Annotated in this window: 11 protein-coding genes and 1 riboswitch; of the genes, 1 reads left to right on the top strand and 10 read right to left on the bottom strand. The window is 50.4% G+C overall.

Annotated features, from left to right (window positions below):
• Window positions 1-13: 13 nt before the first annotated feature.
• The 7 genes from flgK to AC1DF0_RS06580 form a co-directional block, all read right to left on the bottom strand.
• Window positions 14-1,549, bottom strand: a complete 1,536-nt coding sequence (gene flgK / locus AC1DF0_RS06610; RefSeq protein ID WP_477573424.1) for a flagellar hook-associated protein FlgK — start codon at window positions 1,547-1,549, stop codon at window positions 14-16.
• A 15-nt stretch (window positions 1,550-1,564) separates the two neighbouring features.
• A complete protein-coding gene (locus AC1DF0_RS06605) occupies window positions 1,565-2,065 on the bottom strand; it encodes a flagellar protein FlgN (protein ID WP_477573423.1) in 501 nt (166 codons plus the stop codon).
• 18 nt (window positions 2,066-2,083) lie between these two features.
• Window positions 2,084-2,377 (bottom strand): flagellar biosynthesis anti-sigma factor FlgM, encoded by a 294-nt coding sequence (gene flgM / locus AC1DF0_RS06600; protein WP_477573475.1) that lies wholly within the window; start codon window positions 2,375-2,377, stop codon window positions 2,084-2,086.
• 127 nt (window positions 2,378-2,504) lie between these two features.
• Complete coding sequence (locus AC1DF0_RS06595) at window positions 2,505-2,933, bottom strand: TIGR03826 family flagellar region protein (protein WP_475822594.1); 429 nt, start codon at window positions 2,931-2,933, stop codon at window positions 2,505-2,507.
• Between the two features lie 93 nt (window positions 2,934-3,026).
• Window positions 3,027-3,893 (bottom strand): ComF family protein, encoded by an 867-nt coding sequence (locus AC1DF0_RS06590; RefSeq protein ID WP_477573422.1) that lies wholly within the window; start codon window positions 3,891-3,893, stop codon window positions 3,027-3,029.
• Window positions 3,894-3,954: 61 nt separating this feature from the next.
• Window positions 3,955-5,871: a helicase-related protein gene (locus tag AC1DF0_RS06585; RefSeq protein ID WP_477573421.1), complete on the bottom strand. Its 1,917-nt coding sequence runs from the start codon at window positions 5,869-5,871 to the stop codon at window positions 3,955-3,957.
• 155 nt (window positions 5,872-6,026) lie between these two features.
• Window positions 6,027-6,500, bottom strand: coding sequence for a glycosyltransferase family A protein (locus AC1DF0_RS06580; RefSeq protein WP_477573420.1), 474 nt, complete (start codon window positions 6,498-6,500; stop codon window positions 6,027-6,029).
• A gap of 254 nt (window positions 6,501-6,754) precedes the next feature.
• A riboswitch (cyclic di-GMP riboswitch) is annotated at window positions 6,755-6,836 on the top strand.
• Between the two features lie 33 nt (window positions 6,837-6,869).
• Between AC1DF0_RS06580 and AC1DF0_RS06575 the strand changes: the two genes are divergently transcribed.
• A complete protein-coding gene (locus AC1DF0_RS06575) occupies window positions 6,870-8,756 on the top strand; it encodes a SpaA isopeptide-forming pilin-related protein (RefSeq protein WP_477573419.1) in 1,887 nt (628 codons plus the stop codon).
• 145 nt (window positions 8,757-8,901) lie between these two features.
• Here the strand turns inward: AC1DF0_RS06575 and AC1DF0_RS06570 are convergent, their stop codons facing one another.
• The 3 genes from AC1DF0_RS06570 to AC1DF0_RS06560 form a co-directional block, all read right to left on the bottom strand.
• Window positions 8,902-9,633: a response regulator gene (locus AC1DF0_RS06570; RefSeq protein ID WP_475822599.1), complete on the bottom strand. Its 732-nt coding sequence runs from the start codon at window positions 9,631-9,633 to the stop codon at window positions 8,902-8,904.
• A 4-nt stretch (window positions 9,634-9,637) separates the two neighbouring features.
• Window positions 9,638-10,798: a sensor histidine kinase gene (locus tag AC1DF0_RS06565; protein WP_442049456.1), complete on the bottom strand. Its 1,161-nt coding sequence runs from the start codon at window positions 10,796-10,798 to the stop codon at window positions 9,638-9,640.
• Between the two features lie 81 nt (window positions 10,799-10,879).
• Complete coding sequence (locus AC1DF0_RS06560) at window positions 10,880-13,597, bottom strand: stalk domain-containing protein (protein WP_477573418.1); 2,718 nt, start codon at window positions 13,595-13,597, stop codon at window positions 10,880-10,882.
• Window positions 13,598-13,788: the final 191 nt, after the last annotated feature.

Here is a 13,788-nt window from a genome sequence, read left to right as displayed (position 1 = left end):
TGGCCTTGTTTAATTAGCGTCCGACAACGCCGGTTCCGTTAATAAGTTTCTCGAGCATCTGATCGAATGTCGTCATAAAACGCGCTGAAGCGCTATAGGCATATTGATATTTGATAAGGTCAGACATTTCTTCATCCAGCGAAACGCCGCTGACGGACTGACGGCTGCTCTCCACTTGATCGAGCTGCGTCTGCGTATTTGTATATATGCGGTCCGCTTCCTGGCTTTGCACGCCTAATGCTCCGATAATAGCGCCGTAAAAATCACTAATAGTTGCATTCGTAACGCCACCGCCAATCGCTGTTTCGTCAAACGCGATTTTGACGTCCTTGAGTTCAGACATTAGCAACGCTAATCCATTATTGCCGCTCACGACGGTCGTAACGCCAGCGCCGTCAGTTGCCGTGCGTAGCGATGTAGCGATTTTGTTGGAATCAGCAGCAATAGTCGGATTAAGCGTGATGCTCGCTGCCGTAATACCCGTTGCCCCGGCTTTGAAGGTGAAGAAATCCTCCCCAGCGGTTGCTGGAGATCCTAACGAGTAACCAAGCTTATGCAGCCCGTTAATTCCTCGCACCGTAACGACTTCGGGGTCGGTTGTCGGCGTCGTCGTTCCCGGTTTCACCCAGCCCGCCGGAACGGTTACTTGGAATTCTCCGTTCGCGAGCGTATTCGCAAGCGTATCGAGCTGTTGCCGGAATTCCGCTACATAGTTATCGCGGGAAAAAATCATCCCGTGCACTTCGCCACCGGTAACGGTACCGTTCGCGACGCCGGTCTCTACATCCTGAGACGTCAACGTCGTAACGGTTCCGCCTTGCACCAAATTCGTATTGCCGACCGATATCTGATATCCGAATTCGGAATCCGTTACATTTATATTAATTATCTTGGACAGCTTGTCTGTCATCAAATCTCTTTGGTCGCGTAGATCGTTCGCATCGTCTCCTAGCGATTCAATCCGTCTAATTTCCGTATTCAGCGACGCGATCGTCGTGGACAAGGAATTGGCTTCGCTCACTTTAACATCGATATTCGAAGTGAGGTCGGCATCCAAATCGGTTAACTGACGGCTGAGTTCGTTGAAGGTTTCAGCCAGCGCTTGAGCATTTTCTTTCAATATTTCACGGCCGGTCACATTCTCGGGGTCTTTGCTAAGATCGGACCATGAGCTCCAGAAATTTTCTAGAACGGTTCTAATTCCGGTATCGGACGGCTCGCTCACGAAGCCTTCCAGCTTGCTTAAAGTGTCAGTCTGAATCGATAAACTTCCCACGCCTTGGCTTTGCTCGCGGTATTGTTCATCTAAGAATGCATTTCGTATACGCGTAATGGAAGTAAATTCAACACCTGTTCCAAGCTGTCCTGGAGCAATGGATCGATTCATCCCATAGGCTTCAATCGGTCGCGATGCAACCATATTTACCTTTTGCCGGGAATACCCCTCCGTATTCGCATTCGAAATGTTATGGCCTACCGTATTAATCGCTGCCTGCTGCGTGAACAAGCCGCGCTTCGCCGTTTCAAGCGAATGGAAGGTTGATCTCATTGTGTCATCTCCTCGTTAAGCTCTGGAATCGAACCAGGTGTTGCGTTTATTGTTATTGTATTGTTGACTCATCGGATGCTGATAGGTGACGTCCTCGTTCGGATTCTCCTGCATGAGATCTATAGAAAAGTTAATGAACGTAAGCGACTGGTGAATCAGTTGCTGATTCAGATCGTTCACCTGTTTCAACTCTTGAAGCAATTCGCTAAGCTTCTGTTGCAGCTTAATAAGTTCCTGCTTCTCATCGGCGTTGCTGACCGACTTGATGAGCTCCGTCATTACGCCGCTGCGGAATCGGAAGCCCATGTCCTTATAGTAGCGTGCTGTTTCGAACACTCGCTTGGTTTCAAGCTCTTCCGCTGTCGTGGTCAGCAGCTTTTCTTTCTGCGTGATGACGTTCAGTTGAACGACATCATTGGCAATAATTAAAGGTTTMTTACTATGTTCCAGCTCGAGAAGACGCTCATACAGCTCGTGCTGCTGCTGCAGCAGACGAACAATTGCACTTGTAGACATGGATGTCCGCCTCCGTCATTATTCCGACTGGTTATTATTCAAGTATGGAAAAAGCTTCTCGGCAATCTTGCCGGCTTCCACGTGATAGGTTCCCGTTGAAACAGCTTGTTTCAGCTCTTCCAACTGCTTTGCTCTCTCCGCGCTGCTTGCTTGGCTGGTGGCCAGCTCTTTGGCAGCCGCGGAAATTTGGACCTCGTCCTTCTTCTTTGACTTATTCGTTTCGCTTATGCGTGATTCGTTCTGCTTCTGATAAGGGTTAAGCGCGCCGATTCGATTAGGTTCATTTATCTTCAATTTGTTCACCTCATTGATTTATCCGTACTAACGCAAACGGCTGTCGCAGTCGTTCCGTGATGATGAAAATAAAAAAGCCGATTACCTTTACAAGTATTATCGGCCGCAGTCTAACGATATTTTATAGTCTGAACTATATTTAAAATTATCTGTCCTTGTCCTTGTCCTTGTAACGATCCAGTCCGCGATAAGCGCCTTGGGTGGGCGAGAAGCCCTTAGGGTCCTCTTTCTTGGACAGATTACCTTGCATCTCCTGCGCGGCTTTCGTCAACTTGTTGCGGCAATTGTCGCAAAGATGTCCCTCTCTAATAAGCGTTCCGCAAGATTCGCAAGGATAAGACATATTCGGCGCATTGACCATGGAAATACGGCCTTCGCGAATGAACTTCGTAATTTGCTTTATGGAAACGCCGGTTTCATCCGACAACTCCGTAATGATAGCTCCTTTAAATTCACGCAAGTAGTTTGCGCATAGCTCGTACTCTTTATCAATGTCCCGTGTGCAAACATTACATACTTCTCTAATTCCTTTGGCAAAAAGCTTTCCGCAACGAGGACAGTTATCCAAATTCATCGCCACAAGCCCTCCTTTTCGTTCTCTATCAATCTATATATACCTAGTTTAACGGATAGAGGCAACGTTTTCATTAGAAATTCAAAAAAATGCTTACGAGCGTGCCCATGTGAGGACAAAAACCTCTAATGGAAAGGCGCTATTCGCAATTAATTCCTCTGCGCAAGCGTCTGCCGTACTGCCCGTCGTATAGATATCATCTATTAAAATAATTCTAGCACGTGATCTCGAGGGAGAAAGGCCAACGCTATTAAAGCTTTGCTCCAGCTTGCTTAAAGAAGCTTCGTCCGCTCGAAAAAGCTTCTTCATATCGCTTATGCGTTCCGAACGCGATTTGAAGCTTTGCTTCCCCGTGTGGCGTTCGCGACTGAGCAGCGGCAGCAGCGGCAATTTGTAATGGGAAGCAAGCTGGGCTGCTAACTGCTCCGCTTGATTGAAGCCGCGTTCCTCAGCCCGTACCGGGCTCACCGGCACATACGTCACGGCATCCCAGCAAGCTCTATAGCTGCCTCGCTTTGTTGGCGCTCCGAGCTGGCGGCTTAGCTCCTCAAAAGCCGGCTGCAGCATGGTGCCGAGCAGTGGTCCTAACTCCTCGTTGCCTCTATATTTATAAAGCGCTAGCCAGCTCTTCATCGTAGAATCGTATTGCACGGCGCTTCGATTGCATATGAACGATCTGCGCGGCTGACGGATGCAATCCTCGCATGAAATGCCGCGGCCACATCTTAGGCAAACGATGCGAAAGCGAGTCAACCATGGAATGGCATTCACGCAAGAGTAGCATAGCTGCTGTTTCAATTGAATCGGCAGTTTCATCTCCGGGGGAAGATGACCTTTGCTGGGCTGGATAGGTTTCTTGCAGAATGTGCAGGAATATGTTCGTACAGATAACCATTCTGATTGTCCTGCAATTGTATTGGGAATTCTTCGCATCCATTCTATCATTGACGTTATGCTCATCGGCCTGCCTCCCTTATGGTGTTTTTCGGGAGCAAATAACCTTGCTTGCGCGCCATACGATTCATCGCCTTAATATGGCTGACCGCCTTGCCTGCGAACGACTATGCTCACCGCTGCAGAAGTAGACTCGCCCAGCTGGATCATCAGCGGAACGGCCGGCTCGACCTGCCATTTGGACATGCGATGCTTCATCAAACAAACGCCCGTCTGCGTCTAATATGTATACATCGCTTCGAGGTATCGTAACTCCACGCTCTAATATAGTCGTTGTTACAAGCACGCGAATCTTCCCTTCACGGAATTGCTTTACTTTAATCGCCCGTTCCTCGTCTTGCGAAGAAGTTGCCTCCACCTCCGCCAGTCGAAGCTGCGAGCGCAGCAAGGCTGCCATCGGTTCTGCCTGCGCAATCCGCTGCACGAATACGAATAATTGTGCGCCTCGTTCTATGGAACGACGCAGTTCATACAACAAGGAAGCCGGAATCCTCCTTGATTGCAGCAGCTTCGCTACTTTTGCGGTTCGAAGCAGCTTAGGGACAGGCAGCGGATGCCGATGATAGCGTACCGGCACCCTTGCATGAGGTAAAGAGCCTCGTCTCGCCTCCCGTTGCATGGTCTGCGGAGGCGTCGCCGACAGCAGAAGTCTAACTGCCCCTGGGGCGCAGCTTTTGTCTGCCGCGTAGTGGAGTGTTGCGTCGTTTACATATGGAAAGGCATCAAGCTCATCCAAAATAACAAGATCGAAGCTCTGCCAGAAGCGAATCAGCTGATGTGTCGTCGCCAGCGTAATGTCGCCGCACTCCCACTTTTGTTCGCTGCCTCCGTACAAGGTGACGACCGAAGCAGACGGAAACGCTCTACGAATACGCGGATCAAGTTCAATAACAACATCGCGCCTCGGTGTTGCAAGAAGGGCCTTGCCGCCGCGCAGCAAGATAGAATCAATAAGCGGGAAGATCATCTCTGTTTTACCCGCTCCGGTAACCGCCCATAGCAAAAAGCTGCTTATTGCTGCTGGTGCGGATTGAGCTAGCCTCTTATCGGTATTGGATGTCTCAGCGAATTGAAGCGCCTTAGCCGTTGCCGATGCTTGCGCGGGACTGAGCCCCCATTTGGACAGTCTCTCCTCCATCGGCGGGAGGCCGCCTGCATTTAGATGAGCGTTTACAGACGGCAACCCTTCAATAAGAAGCTCGCATTCCCGGCTGCGCCCCATCTGAATGCAGCTTGAGCAATAAGCGCATGCTCTGCCGCAGGATGCGCAGGCTGTGCGGCGCATCTGCGGTTCTCCGCTGCCGCAGCGCAAGCAGCGAAGTTCGCGCCGGCTCCGGCGCAGCAGGTTTGTCCGGTTGCCAGCAGTTGCGGCAACCGCCCCACGCAGGAGCACGTGCCCGAGCAACGCAGCCAGCTGGAGCACATCGCTCCAGCCGCTGTCCGCACCGGGCACGCCCGCGCCCTCAAGCAGCGCCTGCGCTTCGCCCCGCAGCAGCGCGCGCCCTTGCAAGAGCGCCGCAGCCTGCCTCACGGCTGCGACCAACGCCTCCAGCGCAGCCCCGCTATCGCTTGCCGCGCCGCCTTCCCCAAGCTCGCCCGCTGCCGCCGCTCGCTCCCAGCGCTCCGCGCCGCCGCGCAGGCTATCGCCCTGCTGCTTCTCGCCACGCCTGCTGCGCCGCGTGCCTGCAGCCTCCCCGCTAGCTGCCGCCGTACATGCGGCAAGCCTGCCAACCACACCTTCGCGATCGCCCCTCCCTCCCCTTCGTCGCTCCTGATCGCTATTCCAAAGCTCCGCCGCTCTGCAAGCATCCCCGAGCGGCAGCGGATTCCGCCATATCCAGCCCTCATCTGCCGGTGGGACAATCCTCCCCATTCGCATGCCGAGCGAGGGCTCGAGCCAATAAATCCGATCAACTTCAGGCGCGATCGTACAATAAGCTCTCCTTTTTTCATTTTTGCTGACAACATACACATAAGCCCGCATCTTTTCTACGCTCCCCGCATATTGTATTTCTTAGTGCGTCGTCATTGCTGCCATTCTACATACAACCAAGAAAACGCAAAAAAAGCACACCTAGAGCGCATAGAGCGCTGTAAAGTGTGCTTCACTTTCACAACCGTTATGGCAATTAGTATATACTAGAACGGCATTTTGGACAAATCGGATGGATTTTGCAGGTCGATAAGCACTGCCTGATTCGCGTCCTTCAAAATACCTTCAGACTGCAGCAGCCACATCAACTGATTGGCATCGCTTTCTCTATTGGAAACGACTGCACCTGCTTCAGCGGCTGTGCGGCTTAGCCTCATCTTTTCCGGATATTCATGAACCGTCACCTTTTGTCCCTTGCGGGCCATTCGATCGACAATAGCTAGTGTCTCAGCGGTCGCGCCATAATCAACAACCGTTACTTTGACTTCCTTACCCGTCTGACGCGAGAAAGTTAACAATGAACGCATATACCATTCGATATTATGTTGATCTTGATCAGCGGCTATAAGTACATAATGCCTGCTAGCCCGCTTCCGCCCTTGCCGTATCCGATAAGCCAGATGAACCGACAATGCAGCCGCTATATAACACCCAAGCACGAGAAGCAGAAGTTTGAGCACGGCGGTCACCTCCTCTATGCGACACTATATGCGATGGAGCGCCCACAGGTTCCGGTATAAGCGGACAAGTTGAAAAATATACAGTCCAAATGCCTCATTCGACATCCTTCGCCTTATTTCAACATTCCGCAACATTTTAACACTCTTGTAGAAATACCAATATATGTTATCATTTTAGTGCGCACTAGAGCATAAGTAGTATTGGAAAGCAGATAGAGTGAAGGAAGGAGGGAAAACCTCTTTAACATTCGTGCTTTTTAGGGAAGCGATGATGTATAATCTGCATTTGGACACTTGGATTATACGGAGCTAGTAGTGTAACCGGCCCTCTTAGAACTAGATTATCCAAATCTAAGAGGAGAGTGAACAATGAAGTTGGTCAAAAAACAGTTTGCGGTCATCATGTCCATCATGCTCGTCTTGTCCATGTTCTTAAGCTCGATCGTTATGGCGCAGGGCACGGATGAAACAAGTCAAGAATCTGCACAGGAAACAACTGCACCGGCTACCGAGAATCCAGAGTCAACTGTTCTCCCTTCTGAGGAACTTGCATCGGTAGAGTCTCCTTCACTTCAATCATTATTGGTTTTCACCAGAGGCGGTGGTGGCGGCGGTGGCAATACATGCGACGGAGACGACCGCGATGTGTCCGGCATTCAAGGCACTTATGGCGGCGGCCGTGATGATGACGAGGATTGTGATGACAACAGCAATAAATGCATCGGCGGAGACAGCCCCAGACTGACCAGCGGGGTCCTGCAAGGCACTAGTGGCGGTGGACGTCACGATGATGAGGATTGCGGTAACATCAAAGTTACCAAAAAGTATTACTATGATGATGACGATGCAAAACCTCAGAGCGGCGTCACTTTCCAAGTACTTAAAGACGGCAATGTAGTTGCTACCGGCACAACTAATAGCAGTGGCCAAGTGGAGTTCGAAAACCTGGCACCTGGCTACTACAAGGTAGTTGAGGTTGTTCCTGCAGGCTTCACGACATCCATCTCGAGCAGCGGTCAATCGGTAAAAGTTGAGGAAGACAAGACTGCGAAGGTTGATGTATATAACACGCCTATACTCAATCTCATTGCCGCTTGTACCGACGAACCAAGCCAATCTCGCAAATGGATCGTTACGAACGAAAGCAATGTAAAACTTTATTTCAAATGGAAAACGAACGGATCATGGCATAGTGAATACATCACTAGCAACGACTCTGAGCCAATCGTTGTCACAGGCACTCCCGGTTCGCTTACCGTCAAGTGGGGCGATGACTACAATAAGTCGATAACCGTACAAAACCCAGGCGAAGACTGCACACCACCGACTCCTACGCCTACGCCGGAGCCGACTCCTACACCAACACCAGAGCCGACTCCTACACCTACGCCAGAGCCGACTCCTACACCTACGCCAGAGCCGACTCCTACACCTACGCCAGAGCCGACTCCTACACCTACACCAGAGCCGACTCCTACACCTACACCAGAGCCGACTCCTACACCTACGCCAGAGCCGACTCCTACACCAACACCAGAGCCGACTCCTACACCTACGCCAGAGCCGACTCCTACACCAACACCGGAGCCGACTCCTACTGTAGAGCCGGAACAGCCGGAACTTACAATTTCGAATGTATGTACCGTTAGTCCGAGCTCCACTCGCAAATGGAGAGTACACAACCCTGGCGATGAGGACATCACAATTACTTGGTACGTACTCGAAGCTAATGACGAATCTTCTAATCAAGTGATCGTTCCAGCTGGCAAGTCGATCACGATTACGGCAGATACGGTATCGACGGAGTCGAAGGAAAACACGATCAGAATCGTATGGTGGGGTCCAGGCGAGTCTTCTTACTATGAGGAATTGGTAAACAACGGAGCTCGCTGCGCAACGTCTCCTCCGGAGACGCCAACTCCGGATCCGTCACCGACTCCAACGCCGGAAGTAACACCGACTCCAACACCTGAAGTAACACCAAGCACAGAGCCAACACCGACGCCTGAAGTAACGCCTACTCCAACGCCTTCCACGGAGGTAATTGAAGAGGAAGAAATTCCTGAGGGCGGCCCTGGCGACGGCGGAGATGGCGGCGAAGATGACGGCAGCGTGATCGAAGAAGGCGAAGTACCGCTCGGCAATCTTCCTAAGACCGGCGATACAAGCTCGCTTCCGTTCTACCTGCTTGGCGCTTTTGCAATCTCGGCTGGTATCCTTACAATCAGAAAACAAAGAGCCAATAAACAAAGCTAGAGATTCCCGCTAGCGAAGCATTCGAACCTCGGTGCCGTCCAAGAGACGGCATCGAGGTTTTCTTTTCTTACGAACACAACAAAAAAATCCCGCTCCTACAGACACGGGACCCCCACTTTAATCAGTTGTGCTACGATTTTGTCTATTACAACGTAACCCAACCATACTTAATCGATTGAATAACCGCTTGCGTGCGATCATCAACCTCCATTTTTTGCAAAATGCTGCTGACATGGTTTTTAACCGTCTTCTCGCTAATAAACAGGAACTCGCCAATGTTTTTGTTGCTCTTGCCTTCGGCCATCAGACGCAGCACTTCTGCCTCTCGGCGAGTCAGCGGGCTTTCGTCGACAGCGTTATATTTAACGCCTTGCTCTTGGGCGGCTGCTGCTCCCGATACAATTCCCATCTCGTCCAGGTACGTCATACGACGAAGCTGATTGATAAGCTTCCCTGTTACTTTAGGATGAATATACGCATAACCTTGAACAACCGAACGGATCGCGTTAATAAGCGACTCGGCTTCCATATCCTTAAGCAAATAGCCAGTAGCCCCTTTGCGGAGCGTTTCGAATACATAGCTCTCATCATCATGAATAGACAGAATAATTACCTTCACGTCAGGGAACATGCTCTTGAGTCTTTCTGTTGCTACTACACCGTTCTCAATTGGCATATTGATGTCCATCAGTACGATTTCGGGCAATGTATGATTGCAAAATTCCATAACCTGAATGCCGTCACCACACTCGCCGATCACTTCCAAATCATCTTCCATATTCAAAATTCGTTTCAAGCCTTCGCGAAACAACTGATGGTCGTCTGCAAGTAATATTTTGATTTTTCGGGCGGGAGTGCTCGGAACTTGATTTATCATTATACTACTCCTTTCTGTTCTCGGCAGTTATTGGTATATGAATTATAATTTTCGTGCCCTGTCCAGGATTTGAGTCTATATCCATCCTTCCTTCAATCAATTCCACGCGTTCTCTCATCCCGATGAGTCCAAAATGGGAGTTTCGGCTTGCTCCGAGATCGATAAGATCGCTCTGGAATCCAATGCCGTTATCGTGAATGATGATTGTAATCAAATGAGGCTCATAGCTTATGTCAAGCAATACGCGCGAAGCGTTAGCATGCTTCAGAGCATTCGTGAAAGCTTCTTGTACGAGCCTGTAAATGGCCGCCTCCATGGCAGACGGCATTCGAATCTCCTTGCCGGAGAGCTCGAATACAGTATGTATTTTTGATTTATCTTCAAAATCCTGCACAAACTTCCGCAGCGTCGGCACTAATCCAAGATCGTCGAGCGCCATTGGCCGGAGATTGAAAATGATTTTGCGAATTTCTTCAAGCCCTGAACGAACCTGGCCTTTCAAATCAACCAATTCTTCCTGCACCATCTCGAATTCCTTCTTAATCAGCATACGTTCGGCGATTTCTGTGCGAAGCACAATATTAGCGAGTGACTGCGCCGGCCCGTCATGAATTTCTCTGGCGATGCGCTTCCGCTCTTCCTCTTGCGCCAAAATAATTTTTAGACCCAGCAGCTGCCTCGTCTTCGCCGATTCCAAAATTCGCGTCACCTGATTAAGGTCGCCTGATAAATACTCCAGTACGACGTTAATTTGAGAAGCAATCATCTCCGCCCGCTCAATCGAGTTCTCAACGTTGCGAACCCGCTTCTGCAGATCGTCCCGGCGAGCCTTCAAATACGATTCCTTCTCGCGGTACACCATAAGATCCAGCTGGATTTGTGTGGCCTTCTCGTAAGCCGACTTAATGTCCTCTTCCTTATATCGGACGAAATCCCGGCTCACTTCAGTCAATCGAATTCGCGCGCGCCTGTAATCCTGCTCCAACTGATCGACTTTCTCGATCGTCTTCACCGTTTCCTGAAGCACAAGCTCCAGTTCCTGCTCGAGCGCTTCCAGCTCAGAGCGCGCGGATTCGCATATTTCATAGATTTGATATTTGCTGTCTTCCATCACTTGAATTGCATTTTTGATAACTCGGTTTATATCGACTGTTAAGTGATCCACGATCGATCGGCAACCTTTCTATGGCAATCCTGATTCCTATACTCCCCTATCATACCACAGAAAGGCTGCCTGTCGTCCATGCTATTGAATGGTAATCTTCTTCTGTTTTGCATCGTATCCTACGGTGAAGCCAAGCTTTTCCGAGAATAATCGCACAGGAATCAATGTTCTATTATTGCGAATAATAGGCGCTACCTCCGACTGCTGGCGAGTACCGTTCAACACGTATCCCTTCTCGCCAATAACCATTTCAAGCAGCTTCGTTCCCCGTAGTACGCCCACCTTGTTCAGCTTGCCGTCAACGAACAGCTGTCCGCCGAGCGCATCGGTTACGAAGCGGAGCGGCACATAGGTCGTTCCGTTCAACTGAATCGGAGCGGCATCCAGCTTAAGCGTTTTGCCGTTCAAGGTTGCATTCGTTTTGCCTACTATCATCTCAACCTTGGACTTCGTATCTACCGTTACCTCCGGCGCATAACCAAGCTTCATATTATCCAAACCAACTGTACCTGTAACCGAGCGTCCAGCTTGCGTGCTGTCCAGTGTAACAACGTAGATTCGCTTCAACTTCACGGGATACTTCATGCCAAGCGACGATAGATTGATCTTAATCGTCTTCCAACCGCTCCAATCGAGCTGCTTCGTTACGTCGACTAGATGCGCTTTGCCGTCGGCATCAATAAGCTCTGCCCTTACCCAGTTTTTGCTTTGATCGCTGTATACGTCAAGCGACATCGATGTAGGGCTTCCAGACAACGATACGCCATTCGTGTTAAACGCCGCATACGATGCCTTCGTACCTGTGCCGTTCGTAAAATCATAGGTCAGCTTAAGCGCTTTGGCAGATGTCTGTCCTGGCAAATCCGCAGCAAGACTTACGCTGCCCGCAATTTCCTTTGGCGTCACTTGGGACGAGATCGGGTAAGCTGTTTTCTCGAAATCCTCGAATGCTTTGACCGTTTCGCCTTGCGTGAATGGAATCAACGTCGGGAAGCCGTCGTAACGACCAATCGCGTATCCGGTCTTCACGCCTGCTTTTACCGAATTAACCGTTAGCGTATCACCTGTCATGGTGCCGTTAAAGCCGATATACTCCCATTTAAGAGAATCGCCGCTTAGCTTGTACGTTTTGCCGTTCTTTAGTTTCACTGTAACAGGGACTGTGAGCGTTGAACCAGGCGTAAGCATACCGGCAGCCGTATTCAACGAGATCGAGGCGATCTGATCTTGTCCGATTACCTCCATCGTGTACTGAGCTGAAGCATCTCCAGCCTTGACGCTGATCGTTGTTTTGCCGACCTTAGTCGCCGTAAACGTATTGCTGCTGAACGTCCCAACCGCAGGATTAGCACTCCAAGCTGCTTGCGTCGCATCCACTTTAATGGGGTTATAGTACGTATCATAGCCATTGAGAGCAAAGGTCGTCTTTTGGCCGAGGAATACCACGTTCGAGCCTGTTATAGTAACGCCCTTCAGCGTACCAACCGGCGCGCTTGTGAATACGCCTATGCCATTCGATACGCTGCGCTGCGTCGTTCCGGACTGCGTCGAATGGGACAGCGTCAGCGAACTCGTGCCGAGCGGTCGTTCGACCATGGTCGTAGAACCGCCGCCGTCCAGGTTCACGCCTTTGTATATGCCAAGCTGCACCATAACCTGCTGCAGCTCTTTCAAGCTAAGTCCGGTGCTGCTGCCGTATTTCTCGCTCGTAATTAAATACACCTTCGTACCGTCCTTGGAGTAGCCTACTCCGGATCTTGACGTGTAGGAAGAACCGCTGACACCTGTTACATCACGGGAGAACGCCGATGCTGCTCCTCCGTCAACTAACAAGGTGTGGCCTCCGATTAACATCTCGAAGCCGGCAGGATCGACCTTCGCGCCCGTCGTTGACGAGATAAGCGAATAGTCTGCCGTAACTGCCTGTCCGACCTGCAAATGCTCTTTCACGAAAGTCGCTGCTTTACCGTGAGAACGCAATATGTATCCGTCAACCGGTGCTTGCCCGCTAACCGGCTTGCCGATTGAAATTTGTTCAATTATTCCGTTGCGAACGAGTACTTCCGTCGGGGTCGCCCCTGTGTTGGTAGGCCGCTCAGCACCGTTCCATGCGCTCGTATAGATATACATCGTATCGACATGGCTATATTTATTACCGCCGAATTCGGGGCCATACGCGGATTGATTCAAACCCTCGAGCGCGAATGTCGAGCCGTCGGCTGCCGTAACGAGTCCTTCGAAGGTATAGTTGTCAATAGAAGGCTTGCGGTCCTTCGACACCCCGAATGCATACATGCCTTTCAACTTGGATGGACTGGATTCGAAAGCTCCGCTCGTGATTTGGACGCCCATAGGCGCGCCTTCGTTCGTCATCACGAATACATCCGCGTTGATTCCCGCTACCGCACCGCTTTCCTTCGTCATATTCGTTATCGAATTACGCGTGCCAACCGTATGGTTTTTGCCGCTCATCGTATTTAAAGAAACATAGGGATTCGATAGATCAACCTCGATGACATGCACCTCGGAAGTGATCGCTTTGCCGTTTCTTGTCGCGCTCCACAAATAGTCCATGCGCTTAGCGCCTGCCGTCACATATGCCTGCTTTGTCAGCTTCAGCGTCGGTGCAGTAGCCGTGGCCATTGCAACATCTGCCGCTTCGGCAATCGCCGCGTTCCAACTCCCGGGAAGGAGCGATACGACCGGCTGCGACAATAACGTGCCGCCTAATGCGATAATAAATACTTTTTTACTAATGCTCTCCGTCCGCCGCCACCTGTTGTTCCTTGCCTTACCCATTTTGTTAGCAACTCTCCCATCTAGTACGTCTATGTAGTATAGACTACTAGAGTTGCACAAAAGTTACGCATGATAAAAGACTTCTATCACATTCCAATAGCTGAAAGGTATAACCTATTCCAAGTAAAAAAAAGAAAATCTAGCTGGATGTGAGCACTATGCTCTCACATCCAGCTAGATTCGCCTCTTCT

The organism is Paenibacillus sp. 05T425, assembly GCF_056396205.1.
Note: the sequence above shows the minus strand (reverse complement) of the source record. Positions and strands in the feature narration are given on the sequence as shown.

Excerpts from the sequence above, each read along its gene's own strand:
- AC1DF0_RS06595 (WP_475822594.1), bottom strand. The coding sequence starts at position 2,933 with ATGAATTTGGATAACTGTCCTCGTTGCGGAAAGCTTTTTGCCAAAGGA.
- AC1DF0_RS06575 (WP_477573419.1), top strand. The coding sequence starts at position 6,870 with ATGAAGTTGGTCAAAAAACAGTTTGCGGTCATCATGTCCATCATGCTC.
- AC1DF0_RS06590 (WP_477573422.1), bottom strand. The coding sequence starts at position 3,893 with ATGAGCATAACGTCAATGATAGAATGGATGCGAAGAATTCCCAATACA.
- AC1DF0_RS06585 (WP_477573421.1), bottom strand. The coding sequence starts at position 5,871 with ATGCGGGCTTATGTGTATGTTGTCAGCAAAAATGAAAAAAGGAGAGCT.
- AC1DF0_RS06570 (WP_475822599.1), bottom strand. The coding sequence starts at position 9,633 with ATGATAAATCAAGTTCCGAGCACTCCCGCCCGAAAAATCAAAATATTA.
- AC1DF0_RS06560 (WP_477573418.1), bottom strand. The coding sequence starts at position 13,597 with ATGGGTAAGGCAAGGAACAACAGGTGGCGGCGGACGGAGAGCATTAGT.
- flgK (WP_477573424.1), bottom strand. The coding sequence starts at position 1,549 with ATGAGATCAACCTTCCATTCGCTTGAAACGGCGAAGCGCGGCTTGTTC.